This is a genomic window from Actinokineospora bangkokensis, assembly GCF_001940455.1.
Taxonomy (GTDB): domain Bacteria; phylum Actinomycetota; class Actinomycetes; order Mycobacteriales; family Pseudonocardiaceae; genus Actinokineospora; species Actinokineospora bangkokensis.
This window is the reverse complement of sequence record NZ_MKQR01000026.1, coordinates 603,453-627,734: the sequence shown is the minus strand read 5'-3', so window position 1 is coordinate 627,734 and position 24,282 is coordinate 603,453. Positions and strand designations below refer to the sequence as shown.

22 protein-coding genes and 1 tRNA gene are annotated in these 24,282 nt (G+C 74.9%); 14 read left to right on the top strand and 9 right to left on the bottom strand.

Annotation, left to right across the window (positions count from 1 at the left end; translation table 11 throughout):
- Positions 1-177: 177 nt before the first annotated feature.
- The 3 genes from BJP25_RS25610 (at position 178) to BJP25_RS25600 (ending at position 4,497) form a co-directional block, all read left to right on the top strand.
- Positions 178-3,471, top strand: coding sequence for an indolepyruvate ferredoxin oxidoreductase family protein (locus BJP25_RS25610; RefSeq protein WP_075977508.1), 3,294 nt, complete (start codon positions 178-180; stop codon positions 3,469-3,471).
- A tRNA-Lys gene (locus tag BJP25_RS25605) sits at positions 3,462-3,534 on the top strand. Before BJP25_RS25610 ends, BJP25_RS25605 begins: the two co-directional genes overlap by 10 nt.
- A 30-nt stretch (positions 3,535-3,564) precedes the next feature.
- Positions 3,565-4,497, top strand: coding sequence for a hypothetical protein (locus BJP25_RS25600; protein WP_075977507.1), 933 nt, complete (start codon positions 3,565-3,567; stop codon positions 4,495-4,497).
- Positions 4,498-4,688: 191 nt separating this feature from the next.
- Here BJP25_RS25600 and BJP25_RS25595 read toward each other — a convergent pair whose 3' ends face one another.
- From BJP25_RS25595 to BJP25_RS34380, 3 genes are read right to left on the bottom strand one after another with little or no spacing between them, the layout of a single operon-like run.
- Entirely contained in the window at positions 4,689-4,844 is a 156-nt protein-coding gene (locus BJP25_RS25595; protein WP_084794510.1) for a DUF397 domain-containing protein, read from the bottom strand.
- 7 nt (positions 4,845-4,851) lie between these two features.
- Entirely contained in the window at positions 4,852-5,007 is a 156-nt protein-coding gene (locus BJP25_RS25590) for a DUF397 domain-containing protein (protein ID WP_143219332.1), read from the bottom strand.
- Between the two features lie 2 nt (positions 5,008-5,009).
- The gene (locus BJP25_RS34380; protein WP_075977506.1) at positions 5,010-5,840 is read right to left on the bottom strand and encodes a helix-turn-helix domain-containing protein; all 831 of its coding nucleotides are present in this window, start codon (positions 5,838-5,840) and stop codon (positions 5,010-5,012) included.
- Between the two features lie 179 nt (positions 5,841-6,019).
- Between BJP25_RS34380 and BJP25_RS34375 the strand changes: the two genes are divergently transcribed.
- Positions 6,020-6,778, top strand: coding sequence for a helix-turn-helix domain-containing protein (locus tag BJP25_RS34375; protein ID WP_075977505.1), 759 nt, complete (start codon positions 6,020-6,022; stop codon positions 6,776-6,778).
- A 27-nt stretch (positions 6,779-6,805) separates the two neighbouring features.
- Entirely contained in the window at positions 6,806-7,663 is an 858-nt protein-coding gene (locus tag BJP25_RS25575; protein ID WP_075977504.1) for a phosphotransferase, read from the top strand.
- Here BJP25_RS25575 and BJP25_RS25570 read toward each other — a convergent pair.
- The gene (locus BJP25_RS25570) at positions 7,643-8,383 is read right to left on the bottom strand and encodes a 3'(2'),5'-bisphosphate nucleotidase CysQ (RefSeq protein WP_075977503.1); all 741 of its coding nucleotides are present in this window, start codon (positions 8,381-8,383) and stop codon (positions 7,643-7,645) included. The genes BJP25_RS25575 and BJP25_RS25570 overlap by 21 nt on opposite strands.
- Positions 8,384-8,501: 118 nt before the next feature.
- Between BJP25_RS25570 and BJP25_RS25565 the strand changes: the two genes are divergently transcribed.
- The 6 genes from BJP25_RS25565 to phoU all read left to right on the top strand — a co-directional run bounded on the left by BJP25_RS25565 (position 8,502) and on the right by phoU (position 17,216).
- Entirely contained in the window at positions 8,502-9,038 is a 537-nt protein-coding gene (locus tag BJP25_RS25565) for a hypothetical protein (protein WP_075977502.1), read from the top strand.
- A gap of 26 nt (positions 9,039-9,064) precedes the next feature.
- Positions 9,065-10,198 carry a tRNA dihydrouridine synthase DusB gene (dusB, locus tag BJP25_RS25560; RefSeq protein ID WP_408607203.1) on the top strand — a complete coding sequence of 378 codons (1,134 nt, stop codon included), beginning with the start codon at positions 9,065-9,067 and terminating at the stop codon, positions 10,196-10,198.
- Complete coding sequence (locus tag BJP25_RS25555) at positions 10,198-10,653, top strand: hypothetical protein (RefSeq protein WP_075977501.1); 456 nt, start codon at positions 10,198-10,200, stop codon at positions 10,651-10,653. Before dusB ends, BJP25_RS25555 begins: the two co-directional genes overlap by 1 nt.
- Before the next feature lie 367 nt (positions 10,654-11,020).
- Entirely contained in the window at positions 11,021-11,839 is an 819-nt protein-coding gene (locus tag BJP25_RS25550) for a GGDEF domain-containing protein (RefSeq protein WP_408607217.1), read from the top strand.
- 220 nt (positions 11,840-12,059) lie between these two features.
- Positions 12,060-16,457 carry an LCP family protein gene (locus tag BJP25_RS36355; RefSeq protein WP_084794501.1) on the top strand — a complete coding sequence of 1,466 codons (4,398 nt, stop codon included), beginning with the start codon at positions 12,060-12,062 and terminating at the stop codon, positions 16,455-16,457.
- 96 nt (positions 16,458-16,553) lie between these two features.
- Complete coding sequence (gene phoU / locus BJP25_RS25540; protein ID WP_075977499.1) at positions 16,554-17,216, top strand: phosphate signaling complex protein PhoU; 663 nt, start codon at positions 16,554-16,556, stop codon at positions 17,214-17,216.
- Between the two features lie 55 nt (positions 17,217-17,271).
- On the opposite strand, the gene BJP25_RS25535 is transcribed toward phoU, so the two are convergent.
- The 4 genes from BJP25_RS25535 to BJP25_RS25520 are packed head-to-tail and all read right to left on the bottom strand — an operon-like array spanning position 17,272 to position 19,922.
- Positions 17,272-18,636, bottom strand: coding sequence for a HAMP domain-containing sensor histidine kinase (locus BJP25_RS25535; RefSeq protein ID WP_075977498.1), 1,365 nt, complete (start codon positions 18,634-18,636; stop codon positions 17,272-17,274).
- A 9-nt stretch (positions 18,637-18,645) separates the two neighbouring features.
- The gene (locus tag BJP25_RS25530) at positions 18,646-19,326 is read right to left on the bottom strand and encodes a response regulator transcription factor (RefSeq protein ID WP_075977497.1); all 681 of its coding nucleotides are present in this window, start codon (positions 19,324-19,326) and stop codon (positions 18,646-18,648) included.
- Positions 19,327-19,335: 9 nt separating this feature from the next.
- Positions 19,336-19,515: a hypothetical protein gene (locus BJP25_RS25525; protein ID WP_075977496.1), complete on the bottom strand. Its 180-nt coding sequence runs from the start codon at positions 19,513-19,515 to the stop codon at positions 19,336-19,338.
- Complete coding sequence (locus BJP25_RS25520) at positions 19,512-19,922, bottom strand: hypothetical protein (protein WP_084794499.1); 411 nt, start codon at positions 19,920-19,922, stop codon at positions 19,512-19,514. The genes BJP25_RS25525 and BJP25_RS25520 overlap by 4 nt, the downstream gene beginning before the upstream one ends.
- A gap of 220 nt (positions 19,923-20,142) precedes the next feature.
- Between BJP25_RS25520 and BJP25_RS25515 the strand changes: the two genes are divergently transcribed.
- Genes BJP25_RS25515 through BJP25_RS25505 form a run of 3 tightly spaced genes read left to right on the top strand, consistent with a single transcriptional unit; the run spans position 20,143 to position 23,666 of the window.
- A complete protein-coding gene (locus BJP25_RS25515) occupies positions 20,143-21,300 on the top strand; it encodes an MFS transporter (RefSeq protein ID WP_158075719.1) in 1,158 nt (385 codons plus the stop codon).
- A gap of 54 nt (positions 21,301-21,354) precedes the next feature.
- The gene (locus BJP25_RS25510) at positions 21,355-22,656 is read left to right on the top strand and encodes a hypothetical protein (protein WP_075977495.1); all 1,302 of its coding nucleotides are present in this window, start codon (positions 21,355-21,357) and stop codon (positions 22,654-22,656) included.
- 35 nt (positions 22,657-22,691) lie between these two features.
- On the top strand, positions 22,692-23,666 hold the full coding sequence (locus BJP25_RS25505) for a glutamate ABC transporter substrate-binding protein (protein ID WP_332888644.1): 975 nt from the start codon (positions 22,692-22,694) through the stop codon (positions 23,664-23,666).
- Here the strand turns inward: BJP25_RS25505 and BJP25_RS34370 are convergent.
- Positions 23,654-24,256, bottom strand: coding sequence for a hypothetical protein (locus tag BJP25_RS34370; protein ID WP_158075718.1), 603 nt, complete (start codon positions 24,254-24,256; stop codon positions 23,654-23,656). The two genes, BJP25_RS25505 and BJP25_RS34370, sit on opposite strands and share 13 nt — an antisense overlap.
- Between the last annotated feature and the right edge of the window lie 26 nt (positions 24,257-24,282).

The following is a 24,282-nucleotide window of genomic DNA, read 5'->3' as shown; positions in this document are numbered from 1 at the left end:
CCCCTGTCCGGCTTCGCGCGGCAACCTACAAGGTCGGCAGCGACCACGTGGTCGTTTTGTGCGAACACCCGGCCGGGTGAACCGGGGGCGGCATCACCCGGTCGTGTCCGGTGTGGCGCGCGCCGATCGGGCGCCGAGCGGGTTCGGTGGTGCGGCACCGACCCGGAGGTGGACCGCATGCTGCTCGTCGAAGGCCCGGCGGCGCTGTCCGGGGTGTCCGCCCTGGGCAGGCTGCTGCTCGACCAGCACCACGCCGACCGGGCCCGCGGGTGGCGCACCGCGGGCCTGGTCTCCGGCTACCGCGGCTCGCCGCTGGGCGGGCTCGACCTGCTGCTCCAGCGCGGCGCGGCGGTCTTCGGCAGGCACGACGTGCACTTCGTGCCGGGGGTGAACGAGGAGCTGGGCGCGACCGCGGTCTACGGCTCGCAGCTGGCCACCCAGCTGCCCGGCCCGCGCTTCGACGGCGTCTTCGGCCTCTGGTACGGCAAGGCGCCCGGCGTCGACCGCTCCGCCGACGCGATCAAGCACGGCACCTGGATGGGCACCACCCCGCGCGGCGGCGTGCTCGCGGTGGCGGGCGACGACCCGGCGTCGAAGTCGTCGTCGCTGCCCTCGGCCTCGGCGCAGGCCCTGGCCGAGTGCTACCTGCCGGTGCTGGCCCCCGCCGACGTCGCGGACGTGCTGCGGCTGGGCCGCATCGGCTTCGAGCTGTCCCGCTACTGCGGTTCGTGGACCGGCTTCACCGTGGTCACCGACGTCGCCGACGCCTACGAGTCGGTGCTGCTCGGCGAACCGGTCGAGGTCGTCACCCCGGAGTTCGAGTGGGACGGCAGGCCGTGGGCGCCCACCCGCCACCCCGGCGTCGACATCCCCCGGGCGCGCGCCATGGAGCGGGAGGTGCTGGAGGGCAGGCCCGCCGCCGCGGTGGCCTTCGCCGCGGCCAACGGCGTCGACCAGGTCGTCGGGGCCGCCGACGCCCGCCTGGGGCTGGTGGCCGCGGGCCACGACTACGCCTGCCTGCGCGACGCGCTCGACCGGCTCGGCCTCACCGGACCGGAGCTCGACCGCCGCGGCGTGCGGGTGCTGCGCCTGGGCCTGGTGCACCCGCTGGACGCCGCGGGCCTGCGCCGCTTCGCCGCCGGGCTGCCGGAGCTGGTGGTGGTCGAGGCCAAGCGCGGGTTCGTCGAGGCGCAGGTCAAGGAGGCCCTCTACGACCTGCCCGACCGGCCCCGGGTGTGGGGCAAGCGCGGCCCGGCGGGCGCCCTGGTGCCGGTGGACGGCGCGCTCGACGCCGACCGGCTGCGCGCCGCACTCGGCCCGTTCCTGGCCGAGCGGGTCGGCGCCGAGCACGTCGACCTGCCCAAGCCCGCGCGGATCTCGCTGCCGCTGGCCCGCACGCCGTTCTTCTGCTCCGGCTGCCCGCACAACCGCTCCACCGTCGTCCCGGAGGGGTCGCTGGCGGGCGCGGGCATCGGCTGCCACACCATGACCACCCTGGTCGGGCGCAGCGAGGGCTTCACGCAGATGGGCGGCGAGGGCGCGCAGTGGGTGGGCGCCGAGCGCTTCACCGACGTCGAGCACCTGTTCCAGAACATGGGCGACGGCACCTTCTTCCACTCCGGCGCCCTGGCCGTGCGGCAGGCGGTGGCGGCGGGCACCACCATCACCTTCAAGCTCCTGCACAACTCCGCGGTCGCGATGACCGGCGGCCAGCCCGCCGACGGCGCGGTGTCCCCGGCCGCGATCACGGCCATGCTGCACGCCGAGGGCGTGGTGCGCACCGTCGTCGTCACCGACGACCCCACCCGGTACCCGCGTTCGGCGCCCTGGGCCCCGGGCGTCACCGTCCGCCACCGCGACGACCTCGACGAGGTGCAGCGCGAGCTGCGCGAGGTCCCCGGCGTCACCGTGCTGCTCTACGACCAGGAGTGCGCCGCCGAGCTGCGCCGCAAGCGCAAGCGCTCGCCCGAGCGCCGCCCGGTGGTGCGCATCAACGAGCGGGTGTGCGAGGGCTGCGGCGACTGCGCCCGCAAGTCCAACTGCCTGAGCCTGGAGCCGGTGGAGACCGAGCTGGGCCGCAAGACCCGCATCGACGAGGGCTCCTGCAACGACGACCTGTCCTGCCTGTCCGGCGACTGCCCGTCCTTCGTGCTGGTGCCGCCCGCCGAGCGCGCCGAGGTCGAGCGGGTGGAGATCGGCGACCTGCCCGAGCCCGTCCGCCCCGCCCGCGCGAACGTCGTGCTGGTGGGCATCGGCGGCACGGGCGTGGTCACGGCCAACCAGGTGCTCGCCACCGCGGCGGTGCTCGACGGCCTGTCCGTGCGCGCGCTGGACCAGACCGGCCTGTCGCAGAAGGCCGGCGCCGTGGTCTCCCACCTGCGCATCGGCACCGGCCGCGCGGGCCAGGTCCCCGCGGGCGCCGCCGACGCCTACCTGGCCTTCGACCCCCTGGCCGCCGCGGCCGAGCCCACCCTGTCCACCTGCTCACCCCGCACCACCGCCGTGGTGTCCTCCGCCGCCGTCCCCACCGGCGCGATGATCACCGACAGCTCGCTGGCCTTCCCCGCCGACCTTCCCCAGGCCATCGCCGCCCGGGTCGCCCGCTCCCTCGTCCTCGACGCCCAAGCCCTGAGCAGGCGCCTGTTCGCCGACACCTCCTGCGCCAACTTCCTGCTCATCGGCGCCGCCTACCAGCTCGGCCTGCTGCCCCCCTCCGCCGCCGCCATCGAGGCCGCGATCGACCGCAACGGCGTCAACACCGCCACCACCACCCAGGCCTTCCGCGCAGGCAGGCGCCTCGCCCTCGACCCCGCCTGGCCCCCACCCCCGGCCCAGGCGGACACCCCCTTCGACCGCCGCGCCGACCTGGAGTCCTACCAGGACAAACGCCTCGCAGACCACTACGCGCACTTCGTCGCCACCGTCCGCGCCGCCGAACACGCCGCGGGCACCACCGGCGCCTTCACCCGCGCCGTCGAGGTCAACCTGCACAAGCTGATGACCTACAAGGACGAGTACGAGGTCGCCCGCCTCCACCTGTCAGCGGGCTACCCCGAGGGCACCCGCTACCGCCTCCACCCCCCGCTCCTGCGCGCCCTCGGCATGCGCCCCATCACCCTCCACCGCACCGCCCGCCCCGCCTTCACCACCCTCCACCGCCTCCGCTGGCTCCGCCGCCACCCCTGGCTCAACCCCTTCGGCGCCACCCACCTCCGCCGCACCGAACGCCGCCTCATCCGCGACTACCAGCGCCTCATCACCGACCTCCTCCCCGCCCTCGGCACCGCCCGCTACGACGCCCTCGTCGAACTCGCCGACCTCCCCCACCTCATCCGCGGCTACGAATCCCTCAAGCTCACCGCCATCGCCCACTACGAGTCCCGCCTCGCCGCCCTGCGCCCCACCCCCGCGGGTCAGCACCCCACCAGCCCCGACACCCCTGCCGCTACACTCGGCGGTCCGGGCCGTTAGCTCAATTGGTAGAGCTGCGGACTTTTAATCCGTAGGTTCTGGGTTCGAGCCCCAGGCGGCCCACTCTTCCCCCTGGTCAGGCCGGGTGTGCCGGTGTCGGCCAAGATCATGAACCATGGTCGGCCCGCGCTTTGCGCGGGCGTGCAGCGGCTAATGGGCGAGACGTGCGGGGCTGTGAAGTGCTTCACTTCCCTGATGGAAGAGGCCGCTGCGGACCCCTTGGCCATGCTCTCGATGGAAGAGCGCATGGCATGTCGCGTCGCGGAGCGAGTGACTGGTGGCAAGGCCCGGCCTTGGGACGTCCCGCCTCGTCAGGGCGTGGTTGATGCCTTCTTGGACTTCGACGACGGGCGCAAGGCCGCGTTCGAGATCACCAGGCCGGCGGCAGTGCCCACGGCTTTGCAGTTCGACCGAGTGCTGTTCGACGCGCGCAGGACCTGGAAGCTGCCGGGGAAGTGGTGTTGGACCATCAACGTCGGCGAGCTTACCGACATGCCGCGTCTGCGTTCGTGCTACGCGAAGGTAATTCTCCTATGTGAAGCGGAGGGAGTGACCCGGCCTGAAGACTTGCAGGCGAGTTACTCCGAGTCCGTAGACCCGGATTTGGAGTGGGTAGTTCGTGACTCGTCGGCAGCTTTCAACGGCTATCCCGGCGTCCCCGCGTGGGACGGCGAGAAGCTGCGACGGCTGACGGTCCTGGACAACGGCATCGGCGGCATGGTCGACGAGCAGCTCGCAGGGTTCGGGAAAGCTCTGGTGTCGATGTTCGAGTCCCCCAACCTCCGGAAGCACGTCACCAAGCTTGTGCGAGCCGAGGCGGACGAACACCACCTCTTCTTGATCATGCATGAGACCGACATGGACGAGTCGGTGATGATGGAGATCATGACCGGAAGCGCCCTTCCTCCCGGACCTGGCTGGCTTCCCCACGGAGTGAGCCATCTGTGGTTGGCGTCGAACTGGTCCAACAGGGTCCTCATCAGCTTTGACGGTGCTTGGCATCAGGAGTTTCCCTACGACAACTGATGGCCCGGCGCGACGTGGTACTGAGCGCCTTCGCATCCTCCCGGCTGTCGACCCAGCGCCATGGGGGCGTCCTGGGTGTTGTCCTTCGGGACCTTCAACCAGATAGACGTTGAGATCACCGCCTCGTCGGCATGTCCAGCACGCAAGACCCCGGACTGGGTGTCCGGGGTCTTGCGCTGTGTTCGGGCCCGTCAGGCAGACAGGTGGGTGAGCAGGGCGCGGACTGCCCGCTCAGGGAGCGGCAGCGTCGTGCTGGGGTGCTTGCTGTCGCGAACGGCTTTCAGGTCGTGGCGGAGTTCGACGCAGTTGCCCGCGTTGCCGGAGTGGGTGGACTTTCGCCAGTTCATCGGCTTCTCAGGAGGTGACGTGAGCGAGTAGGGCGCGGACTGCCCGCTTGGGGAGTGGCAGTGTCGTGCTGGGGTGCTTGCTGTCGCGGACGGCCTTGAGGTCGTGGCGGAGTTCGACACAGTCGCTTGCGTTGCCGGAGTGGGAGGACTTACGCCATTCCATGGTCACAACCCTTCCTGTAGTCGCTTCATGGTACTGCGACTTTCCTCCCGTGAAAGTGCGACGTCATCCAATTCGGCTAGTACTTCTCGGTAGACGTCGACCTCGGAGTCGTGCAGGTAAACGGCGCTTCGGTACAGCTCCACGTGCAGGACCGGCGGGGCTTCGGGGTAGTGCAGCATCATCCACGAGTGGAGCAGCGCCCGGTGTGGGAGGTGTTCGCGCACCACCCACACCGTCTGCCCGCGCGTCGACGCGGTGAGCAGGTGGTCGAGTTGCTCGTGGAGCGCTTCCGGGCCGCCGAAGGGCGTCCGCAGGGCGCTCTCGTGGATGTACGCCGTGTACTCCAGCTTGGGCAGCACTTGTTGACGGCGGAGGCGGGCCATCCAGCGGGTCTCCACGTCCGCCGGGTCGGCGCCGTCGGCCAGCATGAAGCCCGCCGCGTAGCGCTCGGTCTGGAGCAGGCCGGGGACGACCCCGATCGACCAGTTCACCAGGGCGTTCGCGGTGGATTCGTAGCTGGCCAGGGTGCCGACGTCGGGGAGGACGCCGGGGAGGGGGCGGGACCACCAGCCTGCTTGGGCGCCCGCCCTGGCGCTCTCGATCAGCTCGTCGCGCTGGGGGGTGGGGACGCGGTAGACGGCGAGGACGGCGGCGACGTCCTCGCTGCTGATGTGGCGCTTGCCGTTCTCGGTGCGGCTGAGGGTCGCGGCGGACCAGCCGATGGCGGTGGCGGCGGCCTCCAGGGTCAGCGTGGTCTGCTCGGTGCGCACGGCGCGCAGTTGGGCGCCGATCGTCCTGTCCCGCGCCTGCGGGGTCTTCCTCTGGCCTGGCACGCCATTCCTTTCCACCCTTGCAGGTTCGAGCAGGGTTTCTGCAAAGACAATATGGTGCGTGTGGTGCCGCGGGGAGGTGCGGATCACCCGCAGATCACGGTAGCGGTCCGGGGGGTCGGGTCCGCCATTTCCTGTTCGCGGCGGGACCTTGTTCACCCGATGGGGAAGACTTTCCAGTGATGAAAGAAGACGAGAGCGCCGGGGGGCGGGCGCGCAGCCTGCGCGGGTTGCTGCTGGCCCGGGAGCTCGACGGGGCGCGGCGGGCGCGGGGGTACACGACCCGGACGTTGGCCGAGGCGATGTCGATGAGCGCGGCGATGCTGAACCGGGTGATGACCGGCAGGCGCAGCCCGACGCCGCTGGAGGTCGGGGGGTTGTGCGCGCTGTTGGAGATCCCGGCGGGCAGGCGGCCGGGGCTCTACCGGTGGGCGGCGACGGCGGGGCAGGTGGACTGGATCGCGACCGACGAGTCGGCCGTGCCGTTGGCCGACGTCGAGGCGGTGACCGGGGGTGCCACCTGGTTCGCCGCTGCGAGCGTGCCCCCGCCGCTGCGGACACCCGACTACGCGGCGGCGCTCGGGGCCGCTCCGGGCGCCCCCGCCGACGCCCGCTACTACCTGCACCCCGCGGTGCTGGAGCACCCTCTGGTGCCGGAGGGTGTGCTGCGCGAGCAGGCGGCGCACCTGCTGGACCACCTCGACGCCGTGCGGCTGGTGCCGCCGACCGTCCCCGCCGAGCCGGGCTTCCGGGTGCTGACGGCGGAGCACTTCCCGCCGATCGTCCACTTCGAACACCACGGGGTCGACGTCGTCCTGGAGCGGCCCGAGCTGACAGCGCGGCACGTGGCGTTCCTGGCGGAGGCGGCCGTGGCGTCGCTGGACCGGGGGCAGACGCGGGACGCGCTGGAGGCGCGCGCCGATCGGCTGCCGCGGGGCTGAGCGGGGCCGGTGCGCGAGACTGGGCCGGTGCACGAGGACTGGGTCGAGGCGGCGGTGGCGGGCACGGACCACGAGGTGACCGGGCCGCCGGTGCTGCACCGCAGCCGCCCGTGGGCGGACGTCTATCGCGTCCCCACCCGTGGGGAACCGCTGTGGCTCAAGGTGATGCGGCCGCAGGTGGCGTTCGAGGCGGGCGTGTACGAGGTGTTCGCGCGCGTCCGCCCCGGCGGGGTCCTGCTGCCCGTGGCCGTCGACCGCGGGCGCGGGCTGCTGCTGCTCCCGCACGCGGAACCGCTGCGGCCGGTGGACCTCGCGGCGGTGCTGCCCGTCTACGCCGAGCTCCAGCGGGCCCTCGTCCCGCACGTGGGGGCGCTGCTGGCGACGGGGGTCGAGGACATGCGCGCGGAGGTGATGCCGCGCCGTTTCGCCGAGGCGCGCGAGCGCATCGGCACCACGCCGGAGCTCGACGCCCTCGAACCCGCCTACGCGCGCTGGTGCGAGGAGTTGGCCGACTCCCCGGTGCCCGCGTCGCTGGACCACAACGACCTGCACGACAACAACTTCATCAACGGCATCAACGGCATCAACGGCACCGCCGGGCCAGCCTTCTACGACTGGGGCGACAGCGTCGTCGCGCACCCGTTCGCCAGCCTGCTCTGGCCGCTGGTGTTCCTGGCGCCCGACCACCCGCGGCGGGCCCGTGCGGCGTACCTGGAGGCGTTCACCGACCTGGCGCCGCGCGCCCGGCTGGAGCGGGACGCGGACCTGGCGCTGAAGGTCTCCCGAGTCGCCCGCGCCCTGGTGTGGCTGCGCGCGGTCGGGGACTCTGGCCTGCACGGGGACGCCCCCGCGCGGACGCTGCGGTCAGTCCTTGACGAGCGCTGAGCGCAGCGCGTCGAGGATCTTGGCGGCCAGTTCCGGGCGGCAGATCACCAGGTCGGGCAGGTACGGGTGCGGCTGGTTGTACAGCAGCGGCGACCCGTCGACCCGGGAGGCGTGCAGGCCCGCCGCCTGCACCACCGCGACCGGGGCCGCGGAGTCCCACTCGTACTGCCCGCCCGCGTGCAGGTAGGCGTCGGCGTCGCCGCGCAGCACCGCCATGGCCTTGGCCCCGGCCGACCCCATGGTCAGCACCTCGGCGTCCACGGCGTCGGCCACGTGCTCGGTGAACGACGGCGGCCTGCTCGCGCTCACCAGCACCCGGATGCGGTCCGGGGAGGGCGCCAGCGGCGGCGGGGCGTCGGTGGCGTGCACCTCGCCGAGCGCGGGCTGGGCGACCGCGCCCGCGGTGAGGCCGAGGCCGCGCTGCCACAGCGCCACGTGCACGGCCCAGTCCCGGCGGCCGGGGATGCCGTACTCGCGGGTGCCGTCGAGCGGGTCGATGATCCACACCCGGTCGGCGCCGGTGCGCGACGGGTCGTCCACCGACTCCTCGGAGAGCACGTGGTCGTCCGGGCGCTCGGTGGCCAGCCTGCGCAGGATCAGCTCGTTGGACCCGAGGTCGCCGCGACGCCGCAGGTCCGGCCCCCCGTCGTCACGCAATCGCATCAGGTATTCACCGGCTGTAGTCGCCAGGTCGGCGGCGAGGCGGGCATCCGTGGCCATGGGTCCTCCCTGCGCTCGGAGCCTTCAAATCTAGCAACCGTTCCGGGAACGCGGGGTCACCTCACGGCGTCTGTTCGGGGGACGGCCCCCACGGTCGAGCGGCGCGCGAGAGGACCTCATGGCGGACATCGAGTACCGGTTCGGCACTGGTCAGGGCGCCCCGAACGTGCATCACGGGGCCGCGGACGCCGACGTCGACGGTGACGGCACGGCCGACGCCGTGGCCCTCGACTTCGACGGAGACGGCCGCTACGACGACGCCATGTGGGACTCCGACGGCGACGGGGTGGCCGACACCGCGCTGCTCGACCTCGACGACGACGGGGTGGCCGAGTCGGCCTACCACGACCCCACCGGGCAGGGCACCTGGAACGCCGAGGGCCGCGGCGGCCAGGCCACCGAGCCCACCCAGCAGGAGCAGCCACCCGAGCGCACCGACGAGGGCGGCTACGAGAACCAGCCTGCCGATGACGACCCCGCCGACGACGACGCGGACGACCCCGAGCCCACCGCCGACGAGCCCGCCGGCGCTGCCTGGGACGACTTCCTCGACTCCCTGCACGACCACCACGACCTGCACGACGAGCACGACGCGGGCGCCGACGACCCCGGTGCCGACGGCCTGCACGCCGACCCGGACTCCACCGGGTGGTGACGCCCCCAGGGGTTAACCTGGTCGGCGTGCCCCCCAGCCTGCAGATCGGCCAGTACGCCGTGGAGCCCGCGGTCGTGCTCGCGCCGATGGCCGGCATCACCGACGTGGCCTTCCGCCAGCTCTGCCGCGAGTACGGCAGCCCCACCTCGCTCTACGTCTGCGAGATGATCACCGCCAGGGCCCTGGTCGAGCGGGACGCCAAGACCATGGAGATGATCACCTTCGCGCCCACCGAGCACCCGCGCTCGCTCCAGCTCTACAGCGTGGACCCGCGCAACATGGGTGAGGCCGTCCGGATGGTCGCGTCGGAGGGTTTGGCCGACCACATCGACATGAACTTCGGCTGCCCGGTGCCCAAGGTCACCCGCAAGGGCGGGGGCGCGGCGCTGCCGTACAAGCGCAGGCTCTTCGGTGAGGTCGTGTCCGCCGCCGTCCGCGCCGCCGAGCCCGCGGGCATCCCGGTGACGGTGAAGTTCCGGGTCGGCATCGACGACGAGCACACCACCTACCTCGACGCGGGGCGCATCGCCGAGGGCGAGGGCGCCAAGGCCGTCGCCCTGCACGCGCGCACCGCCGCCCAGCGCTACTCGGGCCGGGCCGACTGGACCCGCATCGCCCGGCTCAAGGAGGCCGTCACCACCATCCCGGTGCTGGGCAACGGCGACATCTTCAGCGCCGCCGACGCCCTGCGGATGGTCTCCGAGACCGGTTGCGACGGCGTGGTGGTCGGCCGCGGCTGCCTGGGCCGCCCCTGGCTGTTCGCGGAGCTGCAGGCCGCGTTCACCGGCGCCCCGCTGCCCGCCGGACCTGACCTGGGCGAGGTCGGGCGCATCCTGCGCAGGCACGCCGAGCTGCTGGTGGACTTCATCGGTGAGGACAAGGGCGTGCGCGACCTGCGCAAGCACATGGCCTGGTACCTGCGCGGGTTCCCGGTGGGCTCGCAGCTGCGCCGCGGCTTCGCCATGGTGTCCACCCTCGCCGAGCTCGACGACCTCATCGGCAAGCTCGACCACGACGCGCCCTACCCGGCCGAGGAGGCCGAGGCGCCGCGCGGTCGGCAGGGCTCGCCCGGCCGGGTCGCGCTGCCCGAGGGCTGGCTGGACGACCCGGACGACCCCGCCGTGCCCGCGGGGGCCGAAGTCATGCACTCGGGGGGCTGATGCGCCGGGCAGCGGGGCTGGTGGCCGTCGCGCTCGCGGCCGCGGGCTGCTCCACCACCGTCGCGGGCACCGCGGTGCCGGTGGGCCCCGGCTCGGGCGGGGGTGACGAGGCGCTGGTCACCCGGTACTTCGCGGACCTCAACGCGGCCGCGGACGAGGGCTCCAGCGCCCAGCGGGAGTACCTGCGCCGCACCCAGCACCCGGACTTCACCGACCGCGCGTGCGACCTCGGGGACCTCACCCTGGCCATCGAGCCCGCGCTGAGCACGTTCCGGCCGGACGCGAGGTGGCGGCCGGAGCGCTCGGCCAAGCCCCCGCGCGGCACCGTCTACGTCCTCGGCGTCACCGTGCGGATCCGCCGGGACGGGGCGACGCTGGCCGAGCAGATCGGCAACCAGCGGGTCGTGGTGCTCTCCGGGAAGGCGTACGGGTTCACCCCCTGCCCGACGGAGTGAAACCGGCTGGGCGGGGTAGCACTTGCCCGGTCAGGTGGGACCGCTCGACCAGGTGAGGCGTTCACCTGGTGGACGGTGTTCACGGTAGGAAGCACCGGTTGCTCCAGAGCGGTGACGGCGGTCGCCGTCCGCTGATCGCGCAGCGCTGCCGCGTCACCGCTTCGGACCAGCATGCGGTCCACCAGTAGGGGGAATTACTGCCCCCAGGCGTCCCGGCCGCTCAAGCGCGGCCTCTTCACTGTCGACACACCACTTACGTAGGGAGGTGACCGCGGTGACCGTCTTGGGACGAGGTGTGGCGAACTCCGAGCCGGACCGGCACGGCAGCCCGTGGCCTGCCCACCGGGTCAACGAGCCGACGGTCCCGCTGCGCCACCCGGCGATCGCCGACCGGGCCGAGGACGCCGAACCCGCCGACGCCGCCAACCTCGTCAGCCTGCACGAGTCGATCGGCGCGCTGCTCGCCTCCCGCGGCCAGTACCGGCAGGCCTACCAGCACCTGCGCTCCGCCCTCGACCTCATCTCCGAGCTGGGCACCGGCCCGCAGATCCCCGAGCAGCTGCGCCGCGAGGTCGACCGGCTGCGCCGCGAGCACGCCGAGGCGCACGAGCAGAGCATCCGCGACAGCCTCACCGCCTGCTACAACCGCCGCTACCTCGACCAGCGCCTCGGGGAGCTGCTGGGCTCGCGGGACACCGGCCTGGCCGTCGCGCTGGTCGACCTGGACTGGTTCAAGCAGGTCAACGACACCTTCGGGCACCTGGTCGGGGACCGGGTGCTGCAACGGGTGGTCGAGCTGCTGGCCGAGGGCCTGCCCGAGCTGGGCTTCTGCGCCCGCTACGGCGGCGAGGAGTTCGCCCTGGTGCTGCCCGGGGTCGACCGGGCCACCGCGGTCGCCCTGGTCGAGGCCGCCCGCGCCCGCGTCGAGCACCACCCGTGGTCGAGCCTGGTGCTGGGGCTGCGGGTGACGGTCAGCATGGGCGTGGCGCACGAGTGCGCGCCGCGGGTGGCGGAGGACACACCGCGACCGGCCGAGCGCCTGCTCCGCGAGGCGGATGCCCTGCTGTACACGGCGAAGCAGTCCGGTCGCAACGCCGTCGCGCACCTGCTGGACGGGCGTGCCCACCTGGCCGGGGCCGCGGGCGGCAGGCGCGCGGTCGCCACACCCCGCGCGGGGGCGCGCTAACGGATCGATGCCGCCGAACGATAACCCGATCGGGCTATAGCCCTGGGCGTAATCGGGTACAGCCCCGGGGATGTACCCGGTCTGAGGTCGTCACGGGGAACTGTCAGTCGTACTATCGCGTCCGCACTGTGACACGATCGGGTAAGCAACCGAGTGCGACGGTGCAACGGCTTGATAACCAACCGGCAACGGTGAACGCGTGACCTGGGAAGGAGCTTGGGTGCCCGACGACCACGACCGCGACGGCGCCCCGGGTGCGGGTGAGCCCCCGGGAGGCAGGCGGCGTGCCCCCGAGCACCCGCAGGCCGAGCCCGCCGAGCGGACCGGCCGCAGGCGCCGCTCCCTGGAGAACTCCGGTGGCCTGAGCGTCTCGGACCTGGTGGAGCGCCACAGCGGCTCCCGGCCCGACCTGACCCCGGTGGCCCCCCCGGCCCCGGAGCCCCCGCGCCCCACCGGCAGGCGGGGCACCCGCAGGCACCGCACCACCACCGTTCCGGCCGACATCCTCGCCCAGGCGCAGGGCCAGCCGGTCGCCGAGCGCCCGGCCGCGCCCCGCCAGGACGACGGCATCCCGACCACGGTGGCCGACCTGCTCGGCCCCACCCGCGCCGTCCCGGACGCCCCCCGCCGCGCCCGCCCCGCGGGCACCGGCACCTTCCCGGTCGACCGGGAGGCCCACCCGCAGCCCGCCGCCGCCTACCCGCCCGCCCCCGGCGGGCGCAGGCGCGCCCCCGAGCCCGAGGACGCCCAGCCGACCGGCCGCCGGGCCCTGCCGGACGACGTCCGGCAGCGCCTGCTCGCCGAGCCCACCCCGGACACCCCCGCCGCCCGCGTCGGGGAGTCCACCAGCCGCCGCCCGCGCGGCGGCTTCCCCACGGCGGAGGAGCTCGAAGCCGCCCGCCGCGCCCTCACCGGCCGCCGGGCCCGCCCCGACGACGCCCCCGACCCCGCGGCCCCCCACCCGGGCGAGGCCCCCAGCGGTCGCCGCGCCCTGGCCGACGACGACCCCGCCGACGCGGGCCACCGCGCTGCGCCGGGCGATGCCCCCGGTGGTCGCCGCGCCTTGGTGGGCGAAGGCGACGACGCCGCAGCGGGTGGGCGCCGCGCCCTGCCGGACGGCGACGCCACCGGGGCCGCGCCGAGCGGTCGCCGTGTGCTGCCCGACGGGGACGCCGAGCCTGCGCGCCGCGGTCGGCGCGCGCTGCCGGAGCAGGCGCCCGACGCCGGGCACCGCGCCGCCGAGCCCGAGGCGGGCCGCCGCGGCCGCCGGGCGCTGCCCGAGGTCGAGGAGACCCTGGTCGCCGACGGTGGCCCGTTCCCCGCCGACCCGAACCGCACCACCCTCCCCGCGCCCGGGCACCACACCCCGGGCCAGGGCGAACCGCTGCCGCTGAACCGCTCCCGCGGCGGCCGCCGTGCGTTGCCCGAGCCCGTCGCGGACGCCGAGCAGTTCCCGCGCGACCCGAACCTGGCCCAGGGGCCCCAGGAGCCGGGCGGCACCGGCACCCACCGCAGGCCCAACCTGGCCAACGCCTTCCGCCGGGTGCGCCCGGACGGCACTAGCTACCCCCGCCCCGGCGCCGAGGGCCTGCCCACCGCGGGCCCCGCCGCCGAGGTCGCGCCCCCCAACGGCACGGGCGCCTTCCGCAGGCCCCCCAACGGCACCGGCGCCCTGCGCCGCCCCGGGCACGACGACCCCCACCCGCCCGGCGCCCGGCGCCCGGGTGACTCGTACCCGCGCCCGGACGCCGAAGGCCTGCCCGCGGGCGGCACCGGCGCGCTGCGCAGGCCCGGACCCGACGACCTCGACGCGGACGGCGGCCGACGCCCGGCACCAGGTGCCGAGGGCGTGCCCGGTGGCCTGCGGCGCCCCGGCACCGGCGCGCACCCGCGACCCGACCTGCCGCCGAACGGGACCGGCGCGTTCCGGCGCCCGGCACCTGGCGATTCCTACCCGCGCCCGGACGCCGAGGGCATCCCGGCGAACGGCACCGGCGCGTTCCGGCGTCCCGCGCCCGGCGACTCCTACCCGCGTCCCGGCGCGGAGGGCATGCCCAACGGCCGCCGCCCCGCGCCCGGCGATTCGTATCCGCGTCCGGACGCTGAGGGCATCCCGACCAACGGAACCGGTGCGTTCCGGCGCCCCGCGCCCGGCGATTCGTACCCGCGTCCGGACGCTGAGGGCATTCCGACCAACGGAACCGGTGCGTTCCGGCGTCCGGCGCCTGGCGATTCGTACCCGCGTCCGGACGCTGAGGGCATCCCGACCAACGGCACCGGCGCTTACCCGCGCCCGGACGCCGGTCCCCGGCCCGGCACGGGTCCGCGGCCCCGCCCCGGTGGCCCCCGCCGCCCGGACGCCGACGCCCCGCCCGCCGGTGGCACGGGCGCCTTCCGCAGGCCCACCCCCGGCGACTCGCACCCGCGGCCCGGTTCTGCCGGGTTGCCCACCGGTGACTCCTACCCGCGCCCGGACGCCCCCGGGCTGCCGACCGGCGAGGGGCCGCGCATCCCGCGCCAGCAGCCGCCGGGGCAGTCGTCGATGCCGCCGCAGCCGCCCGAGGAGGACGGCGAGCGGGGGGTCGCGCTGACGCCGCCGCCGGGGGTCTCCCCGGCCGAGGCGATCGGCATGACCACCGAGATGGAGCCGATCGGCGAGGCGGTGCAGAAGCGGCGGCGGGTCGACCAGACCCTCGCCCGGTTCTCCGCCGTGCACGACGAGCTCGCCGCCGAGGAGCGCGCGCGCAAGGCGAAGAAGCTCAAGCTGAACCCGTTCGCCGCGGAAGACGACGAGATGGACGAGCGCCTCTCCGAGCTCGGGCGGGTGCCCGGCTCCGAGCCGGAGGAGGTGGTTGACTTTGATGTCGACTCCAAAAGTGGCCCGGAAGCGCAAGCGCGGACTGTTCGGACGGAAGCGGTAGCCGACCCGGCCGAGGTCACCGACGTCCTCGCCGCCACCCCCGCCGCCGCGGGAGCCGAACCCGAGCAGCCCGAGCCCGAGCAGCCCGCCCCCGACGAGGCCGTCACCGAGTTCATCCTGGGTGAGCCGGTGCTCGTCGAGCTGGACGCGGCGGCCCCCGCCGCCGAGCCGCGCCCGGCCGAGCCCGAGGCCGACGAGCCGGAACCCGCCGTCGAGGTGCCGGTGCAGCGCGACCGGCGGGTGGTCGCCGCCCGCGCCGCCGCCGCCGTGGTCGCCGTGCTGGTCTTCGCCGCGACCGGGGTGGGCTGGGGCTTCACCAAGTGGGCCAACGACAGCATCGCCGACGTGCGCGCGCTCGACCCGGACTCGGCGTCGATCACCGACGCCGCCGGGCAGCGCGGCGACGAGAACTTCCTGCTCGTCGGCTCCGACACCCGCGAGGGCGCCACCGAGGAGGAGGGCGTCGGCACCGCCGAGACCGTCCCCGGCGCCCGCTCGGACACGGTGATGGTCGCCCACGTCCCGGCTGACCGCTCCCGCGTCGTGGTGGTGTCCTTCCCCCGCGACCTGGAGATCAAGCGGCCCGACTGCGAGCGCTTCGACCCCGCCACCAACAGCTACACCGGCGAGGTCGTGCCGGGGCAGAAGTCGGCGAAGATGAACACCGCCTACCAGTTCGGCGGGCCGCTGTGCATGACCAAGGTGGTGCAGGAGCTCTCCGGCCTGCAGATCACCCGGTTCATCGGCATCAACTTCGAGGGCTTCAAGGGCATGGTCGACGCCGTGGACGGGGTCGACGTCTGCGTCGAGAAGCCCATGTTCGACACCCTGCTCAACACCTGGATCGTCAAGGACCCGGGCACCGACGTGCTGCTCAAGGGCGACCAGGCGCTCAACTTCGTCCGCGCCCGCCACGTCAAGGGCGACCCCACCTCCGACTACGGCCGCATCAAGCGCCAGCAGCGGTTCCTGTCCTCGCTGCTGCGCAAGGCCATGTCCGGCAACGTCCTGCTCGACCCGGGCAAGCTGACCTCGTTCACCGGCGCCTTCGCCCGCTCCACCTTCGGCGACGGCATCACCCTCGACTCGCTGCTCACCCTGGGCCGCTCGCTGCAGGGCCTGCAGGCGGGCAAGGTCACCTTCGTGACCGTGCCGACCACCGGCTACGCCAACGACCGGGGCAACGAGGTGCTGCGCGCCGACGACAACAAGGCCCTGTTCGCCGCGGTGCGCGGCAACCAGTCGCTGCCCGGCGAGCAGCAGGGCGGCGCCGCCACCCCGCAGCCCGCCCCGCTGCGCCAGCAGCAGGCCGAGCCGGTCGACCCGAAGACGCTCAAGATCCAGGTGCTCAACGGCGGCAGCACCATCGGCGGCATCGCCCGGCGCACCGCGGAGTCGCTGACCGGCTACGGCTTCACCGTCGTGGCCGCGGGCGCCTCCCCGGTGCCGGTGCAGAAGACGACCATCCGCTACGGCAAGGGCCACGAGGCCCAGGCGCAGGCGCTCGCCTCCGCCGTCCCGTCCGCCACCCTGGAGCTCGACCAGGGCGCGGGCTCGGCCCTGGTGCTCGTCCTCGGCCCCGAGTTCGACGGCAAGGTCGTCAAGCCCGGCGCCGCGGGCGGCACCGCGCCCCCCGCCCAGGAGGAGCTGCCCGGCGACCTGTCCACGGTCAACGCCGGGGACGTCACCTGCGCCTGACCGGACCTCCCGCCGAGCTGCATTGATGCGGTGGGTTCATCTCCGGTTCACCCTGCGCTGGGGTGGGCGGGCACGCGGCGGTTTACGCTGACCGGCATGCGCGAGGCTTACCAAGACCAGCTCGGCAAGCTTGCCGACGACCTGGCGGACATGTGCCGGATGGTCGCCGAGGCGATGGCGTCCGCCACCCAGGCCCTGCTCGACGCCGACCTGGGGCTGGCCGAGCAGGTGATCACCGGCGACGAGGCGATCGACGACGCCCGCTCGGCCTGCGAGGAGCACGCCTACGCGCTGCTGGCCCTGCAGGCCCCGGTCGCCACCGACCTGCGGACCGTGCTCGCCGCCATCCACGCCGCGGAGTCCCTGGAGCGCATGGGCGACCTCGCCCTGCACGTGGCCAAGGCCGCCCGCCGCCGCCACCCCAGCCCCGTGCTCCCCGAGCCGGTGAAGGGCTACTTCGCCGAGATGGGCCGGGTCGCCGTCCAGCTCGCCCGCGGCGCCGAGGAGGTCATCCGCTCCCAGGACGTCGAGGCCGCCCGCGCCCTGGAGGACGCCGACGACGAGATGGACGACCTGCACCGCCACCTGTTCACCGTGATCATGGACCGCGACTGGCCGCACGGCGTCGCGAGCGCGGTGGACGTGACGCTGCTGGGCCGGTTCTACGAGCGCTACGCCGACCACGCCGTGTCGGTGGCGAAGCGGGTCGTGTTCGTGGTGACCGGTCGGATGCCGGGCTCGGGGGACGAGGAACTCTGAGTTCTCCTCCACAGGGGACGGTCCATGTGGACCGTCCCCTGTGGTGGGTCCAGGGTCAGCGCGCGGGCGGCGGCGGTCGGAGCGGTTCGGCCACGGGCAGGTCGACGGTGAAGCACGCACCCCCTTCCGGCGCGGGGCCCGCGGTGGTGGTGCCCCCCATGCGGCTGACGAGGCCGTGCACGAGGGCCAGCCCGATGCCCGTGCCCACTGGGCGGGTGGCCGCGTACTTGGCGTTGAGGACCCCCCGGTCGAAGGCCAGCGGGTAGTCCTCGGGGGCGAGGCCGGGCCCGCCGTCGCGGAGTTCGAGGGTGGCGGTGGTGGCGGTGGTGCGCAGGGCGAGGACCACGGGCTGACCGCGCGGGGTGACGCGCAGGGCGTTCTCGGCCAACCCGTCGACGACTTGGCGCAGCCGCTGGTGGTCGCCGGTGACGACGGGGTGCTGCGGCGGTAGTTCGGTGTGGAACGCCACGCCCGCGGCCGCGCAACGGGCCGACCACACCTCGGCCGCCTCGACCACCAGCAGGTGCAGGTCGACCGGGCCGAGGTCGAGGCGGAACTCGTCGGTGCCGAGCCTGGCCAGGTCGATCAGGTCCGCGATCATCTGGTGCAGGCGCTGGGACTCGGTCTCGATGACCCGGCCCGCCTCCTCGGCCTCGTCGCCGGAGAGGACGCCGTCGGCCAGGCCCTCGGCGAACCCGCGCACGGCGGTGAGCGGGGTGCGCAGCTCGTGCGAGACCGCCAGCAGGAAGTCGCGCTGGCGGGCCTCGGTGCGCTGGAGGGCGTCGGCCAGCCCGTTGACCGACGACGCCACCTCCGCCACCTCCCGCGGCCCCTCCACCGGCACCCGCAGGTCGCGCCTGCCCGCGGTCATCGCCGTGGCCAGCCCCGCGGTGCGCCGCAGCGGTCGGGACAGCAGCGCCGCCAGCAGCGCACCGGCCGCCGTCGCCACCAGGACGCCGATGGCCAGCGCCACCACGATGTTGCGGACCAGCTGCTGCCGCGCCACCTGCGCCGCCTCGGCCTCCCGCACCAGGGCGAAGCTGCCGCCCGGGGTCTGGCGGACCTCCACGAGCAAGGCGTCCGCGCCCACCCCCTCGACCGCGTGCACCGGCCCGGCGGCCGACAGCAGCCCCGCCCGCCGGGCCGCCACCACCGCCGCGCCGTCGCCGCCGAGCACCCGCCCGCCCCGGGCCACCACCACCGAGATGCCCTGCCCGCGCAGGACGTCGACGACCCGGCGCAGCCCCACTGCGCTGTCGAGCGCCTGGTCCGCCAGCACGTCCGCCTGGTCGGACAGCGTGCGCTGGGTGGCCTCGCGGGCGGTGGTGGCCACCAGCCGCGCCGACACCAGCCCGCCGACCAGCGCGACCACGGCCGCGACCAGCAGGCACACCAGGGTGATCCGCACCGCCAAGCGCATCCGGGCTCCTCAGGGCTCGATCGAGTAGCCCACGCCCCGGACGGTCCGGATGGGCGTCCGCGGGGCGAGCTTCGCCCGCAGCTGGGCGATGTGGACGTCCACCGTGCGGGTGCCCGCCGCCGCGGCGTACCCCCACACCGCACCGAGCAGCTCCGCCCGCTCGAACACCTGCCCCGGCGAGCGCACCAGGTGGGCGAGCAGGTCGAACTCGGTGGGGGTCAGCCGCAGCTCCGCCTCGCCGCACCACGCCCGCCGCTGCCCCGGGTCGAGCCGCAGCTCACCCGCGCGCAGGACCTCCGGCCGGGCGGGGCCGCTCGCCGCCCGGCGCAGCACCGAGCGGACGCGGGCGACCAGCTCCCGCGGGCTGAACGGCTTGCTGACGTAGTCGTCGGCCCCCAGCTCCAGCCCGAGCACCCGGTCGACCTCGTCGTCGCGGGCGGTGACGAACAGGACCGGGGTCCAGTCGCCGCCCTCCCGCAGCGCCCGGCACACCTCGATGCCGTCCATCCCGGGCAGGCCGATGTCGAGCACGACCACGGCGGGCCTGGCCTCGCGCACCGCCGCCAGGGCGGCCGCCCCGTCGCGCTCCACCCGCACGCCGAAGCCGTCCCGGCGCAGGTAGAGGGTCACCAGCTCGGCGATGGCCGGGTCGTCCTCGACGACCAGCACCAGCCCGCGGGGTGTCTGCACGCGCGCACCCTAGTCGCCCGCCAGCTCGGACTCCATGGAATCCACAGTGGATTCGATGGAGCCGAGTTCCTGCTCCACGGACCCGGACCCCGATCCGGGGCCCACCCCGGGCGCCGGTGCCGGGCCGCCCGCGTCGCGGCACCCCACGCAGGCGAGCAGCACCGCGACCGCCATCACGCCGCGCTTCACCCCGCCTCCCCGCAGTACCGGTCGCGGAATGTCGCCACGCGCTGCTTCAGCTGGTCGAGCTGCGGCCCACGCTCGGCCCTGCGCTCCGCCCGCTGCTGCAGGGCGTCCGCGATGGCGGTGCGCCCGGCAGCGCGCTCCTTCTCCGCCCGCGCGGTCAACCACGCCGTCGAGCCGCGCACCGACGCGTCCCCGCTGATCCGCGTGGACAGCGCCTCGATCCGCTTCTCCAGGCGCGGCACCCGCTGCGTGCACAGGGCCGCCACCTGCTCCGGGCTGAGCGTGATGGTGACCGGCGTGCTCGGCGGCGCCTGCGCGGGCTCCGCCGCCGCCACGCCGGTGCCGAGCGCCGCGCCGAGCGCGCCCGTCACCACCACGCCGCTGATGACCTTCCACCCGGGGGTGCGCATGGTCCCGTCCTCCTTCGTCCTGGGTCGTTCTCCCTGCTGACCGGACCCACACTGCCGGGGCGAGGTGAATCGACTGATCGGGGAATGTTCGGGTTCTGTAAGGACCGACCGCGGGACACCGGCGAACGCGCCGAGGGGACGGGGTGCGTGGGAGGGCGGCAGGCAGTGGTGCCGGGGACGGGGTTGTGCGCGGACGCGGCCCGAGTCGAGACTGTGGCCCGTGTCCCGCTGGTCGGTCGTCCTCGCCTTCGCCGCCCTCGGCGTCGCGAGCCAGGTCTGCTGGCTCGCCTACGCGGCCATCACCACCGCGACGGCCGCGCACTTCGGCGTCACCGAGACCGCCGTCGGCTGGTTGGCCAACCTGTTCCCGCTGCTGTTCGTGCTGCTCAGCGTCCCGGCGGGCACGCTGCTCGACACCCGGCTGCGCCCGGCGCTCGCCCTCGCCGCGGTGCTGCTCGGCGCGGGTGCCCTGCTGCGCGCGGGCGTCGACGCGTACTGGGCGGCACTGGTCGGGCAGGTCCTCGCCGCCCTGGCCCAGCCGCTCACGGCCAACGCCATCACCCGGGTCGCCGCCGCCTACCTCGAACCACGCCACCGCCCGCTGGGGATCTCGGTGGGGGCCGGGGCCACCTACGTCGGCATGATCGTGGCCATCGGGGTGGGGACGGCGATCCCCGACGACGTGCGGGCGGTGGTGCTGGTCGGGGCCGGGTTCACCGTGCTGACCTGCGTGGTGGCGCTGTTCGCCCTGCGCGTGGCGGCGCCGTTCGCGATCGAGGTCGAGCACCCGCCCGCGTTGCGCGCGGTGTGGCGGGAGCCGGGGGTGCCGCTGCTGTCGGTGGTGGTCTTCGCGGGGATGGGGGTGTTCGTGTCCCTGGCCACCTGGTTGGAGCCGCTGCTCAAGCCCGCGGGGGTCAGCGCTGACACCTCGGGGGTGCTCATGCTGGTGATGTTGGTGGCGGGCATCGCGGGATGCGTTGTCGTGCCACCGCTGGCCGTTCGGCGTGGTGCCGAGCCCGCCGCGTTGGTGGTCACGGGGGTTGTCACCGCGGTGGCCTGCGTGGTGCTGGCCGCAGTGCCGGGCGTGGGCACGGGGATCGCCGCGGCCTTGCCGATCGGGTTCCTGCTGCTGGCCGCGCTGCCGGTGGCGCTGTCGCACGTGGAGCGCACCCGGGGCGCCTCGGCGGGCACGACGACGGCGCTGCTGTGGCTGGCGGGCAACGCGGGGGGCGTCGTGGTCTCCCTGGTCGTGGGGTACCTGCTCGGGGCGCCCTGGGCGGCGTTCGCCCTCTTCGCCGCGCTGGCCGCGGTGGCGGCGGGGTTGGCCGCGCGCGTGCCCGGTGCGGTGGGACGGCGCAGCGGTGTCACAGCCGGGTAACCGCGCGGGGGATGAGGTCGTCAGGGCCGGTCCGGTGCGGTTGACTGTGCCGCCATGGGTGTAGAGACGGTGGCCGCGCCGGACGCCGCCGCGCCCTCCGCGCTGCGGCGGGTCGCGCGCTCCGCCACGACCACCCCCGGCAGACTGTCCCTGGTCTGGGCGCTGCTGCTGGTGCTCACCGTCGTCACCGGGGTCGTCGGGGCCCTCGCCGCCCAGGACAAGCAGGACACCCTCGACGAGCTGGTGACCCAGCGCGAACCGCTCACCTCCGCCGCCCAGCAGGTGTTCCGCTCCCTCTCCGACGCCGACGCGACGGCCGCGAGCGCGTTCCTCTCGGGCGGTGTCGAGCCCCCCGACCTGCGCGCCCGCTACGAGGCCGACATCGCGCAGGCGGGCGACGCCCTCGCCGCCGCGTCCGCCGACGTGGGCGCCGACCCGGTGGCCGCCGCCCACGTGAGCACCCTGTCCCAGCAGCTGCCCGTCTACACCGGCCTGGTCGAGACCGCGCGCGCCAACAACCGGCAGGGCTTCCCGGCGGGCGCGGCCTACCTGCGCGAGGCCTCCGGGCTGATGCGCTCGAAGCTCCTCACCGCCGCCGAGCAGCTGTACGGCATCGACTACCAGCGGCTGCGCGCCGCCCAGGACGAGGCCACCGCGCCGCCCTGGGGGCCGCTCGCGCTCGCCGCGGCCCTGCTGCTGGCGCTGGGCGCCGCGCAGCGCTGGCTCACCCGGCGGACGAACCGGCTGCTCAACGTCGGGATGCTGGTGGCCACCGGCGCCGTCGTGGTCGCCGCGGCCTGGTCGGCGGTGGTGCTGCTGCTGGCCGCGGGGCACGTCGACGACGCCAGGCGCACCGGCTCCGGCCAGGCCGACGTGCTCGTGCACGCCCGCATCAACGCCCTCAAGGCGCGCGCCGACGAGACGCTGACCCTGGTCGCCCGCGGCGACGGGTCGGGCTACGAGCAGGAGTGGCGCCAGCTCGCGGGCACCCTGGTCGGCGGCGGTTCGCTGCTGGAGCAGGCGGGCGGTCTCGGCGGTGGCGACGAGCAGCTGCGGCGCGCCGAGCAGGCCGCGCGCGGGTGGGCCGACGCGCACACCAAGCTGCGCGGCCTCGACGACGGCGGCCAGTACGAGGAGGCGGTCGAGGTCGCCACCGGCGAGTCCGCGACCGCCTTCGCCGAGCTCGACGACGCCCTGCGCGAGGCCATCGACGCCGCCCGCGCCGACTTCGCCACCCAGACCGGGCGGGCCGCCCAGGCCACCACCCTGCTCGCGCCCGGCCTCGGCGCGCTCGCCGTCGTCGCCGCGGCCGGGATCTCGGCCGGGATCCGGCAACGGCTGCGCGAGTACCGGTAGGGCGGGTATTCATGGAGGGACGGAGGGGAGGGGTCGTGCGCGGGATCGCGGTGCTGGCGGTGGCGGTGGCGCTGACCGCCTCGGCGTGCTCGGCGGGCGCCGCCCCCGTGGACCGGGTGCGGGTGCGCTCGGCCGAGCGCCCCGTGCCGGTGGGCGTCGAGCTCAACCCGGCCACCACCTCGGCGGGGGGCGCGCCCGTCCCCCAGTGCGACCCCACCGCCAGCCTGCGCCCCACCGACCTGCCGCCGCCGGGGGCCATGCCCGCGGGGTCGACGATGCGCGCCATCCAGGACCGCGGCCGGTTGATCGCGGGCGTGGACCAGAACACCTACCTGTTCGGCTTCCGCGACCCCACCACCAACGCCCTGCAGGGCTTCGACATCGACCGGGTCCGCGAGATCGCCCAGGCCATCTTCGGCGACCCCGGCCGGGTCCAGTTCAAGGTCATCACCTCCGCCGAGCGCATCGACGCGATCACCAGCGGCGAGGTCGACGTGGTCGTGCGCACCATGACCGCCACCTGCGAGCGCTGGGCGAAGATCAACTTCTCCCAGGTCTACTACACCGCGGGCCAGCGGGTCCTGGTGGAGAAGTCCTCCGGCGTGCAGGGCGTCGACCAGCTCGGCGGGCAGCGGGTCTGCGCGGCCAAGGGCTCCACCTCGATCAACCGGCTCAGCGCCGCCCCCGCCCGCCCGCAGCTGGTGGCCGTCGACAACTGGTCCGACTGCCTGGTGCTGCTCCAGCAGGGCCAGGTCGCGGCCGTGTCCACCGACGACACCATCCTGGCGGGCATGGTCGCCCAGGACCCCAACGTCCGGATGGTCGGCCCGCGCTTCACCGAGGAGCCCTACGGCATCGGCATCGCCAAGCAGAGCGAGGACCTGGTCCGCTTCGTCAACGCGGTGCTGCGCGAGTCCATCGGGTCGGGTTCCTGGACCCGCAGCTACACCCAGTGGCTCACCAGCACCGGCCAACCCCCCACCCCGCCGACCGCCCGCTACCGGGACTGACCGTGGCCGACGACCTCGCACCCCAGCCGGACGACCGCCCGCGCCCCGACCTGCCCTTCCGCCCCCGCCCGGACGAGCGGACCGGCCCGCGGCAGGCCCCTGGCGAGCGCAGCGGCTCCCGGCCGCTGCCGCCGGGCGGGTGGCAGCAGCGGGGCGGCGGGTCGCCCGCCCCCGGTCAGCAGGGCGGCGGGCCCGCGCCGCGGGGCGGCCCCGGACCGCAGTGGGCGGGCCAGCCGTGGCCACCCCAGGGTCGCCCGGGTGGCCCCGGGCCGACCGACCAGCAACCACGCCCGCCCCAGGGCGACCAGCGCGGTGGCACGGGCACGCACCCCAGGCCCGCCCACCAGCCCCCGCCCGGCCCGCCCCAGCAGCCGGGCGCCCGCCCAGCCCCCACCGACCAGCACCGACGCCCCGACGGCCCTGCCCAGCAGCGGCCCGGCGGCCCGGGTGCGCCCACCGAGCAGCACCGACGCCCGGAGGGCACCGCTCAGCAGGGCCGCGGCGACGGTGGGCGCGGCCAGGTTGAGCAGCAGCGGCGCCTCGACGGTCCGGGCAGGCAGGCACCCGGCGGCGATGGGCGTGGGCGGCACGCAGGTCCGCCCGCGGAGCAGCACGC

Bases quoted from the DNA above. Each gene is read 5' to 3' on its own strand.
- BJP25_RS25590 (WP_143219332.1), bottom strand. From the start codon at position 5,007: ATGGAATGGCGTAAGTCCTCCCACTCCGGCAACGCAAGCGACTGTGTC.
- BJP25_RS25565 (WP_075977502.1), top strand. From the start codon at position 8,502: ATGGCGGACATCGAGTACCGGTTCGGCACTGGTCAGGGCGCCCCGAAC.
- BJP25_RS25535 (WP_075977498.1), bottom strand. From the start codon at position 18,636: ATGCGCTTGGCGGTGCGGATCACCCTGGTGTGCCTGCTGGTCGCGGCC.
- BJP25_RS34375 (WP_075977505.1), top strand. From the start codon at position 6,020: ATGAAAGAAGACGAGAGCGCCGGGGGGCGGGCGCGCAGCCTGCGCGGG.
- BJP25_RS25555 (WP_075977501.1), top strand. From the start codon at position 10,198: ATGCGCCGGGCAGCGGGGCTGGTGGCCGTCGCGCTCGCGGCCGCGGGC.
- BJP25_RS25610 (WP_075977508.1), top strand. From the start codon at position 178: ATGCTGCTCGTCGAAGGCCCGGCGGCGCTGTCCGGGGTGTCCGCCCTG.
- BJP25_RS25570 (WP_075977503.1), bottom strand. From the start codon at position 8,383: ATGGCCACGGATGCCCGCCTCGCCGCCGACCTGGCGACTACAGCCGGT.
- phoU (WP_075977499.1), top strand. From the start codon at position 16,554: ATGCGCGAGGCTTACCAAGACCAGCTCGGCAAGCTTGCCGACGACCTG.
- BJP25_RS25520 (WP_084794499.1), bottom strand. From the start codon at position 19,922: ATGCGCACCCCCGGGTGGAAGGTCATCAGCGGCGTGGTGGTGACGGGC.
- BJP25_RS25510 (WP_075977495.1), top strand. From the start codon at position 21,355: ATGGGTGTAGAGACGGTGGCCGCGCCGGACGCCGCCGCGCCCTCCGCG.
- BJP25_RS25595 (WP_084794510.1), bottom strand. From the start codon at position 4,844: ATGAACTGGCGAAAGTCCACCCACTCCGGCAACGCGGGCAACTGCGTC.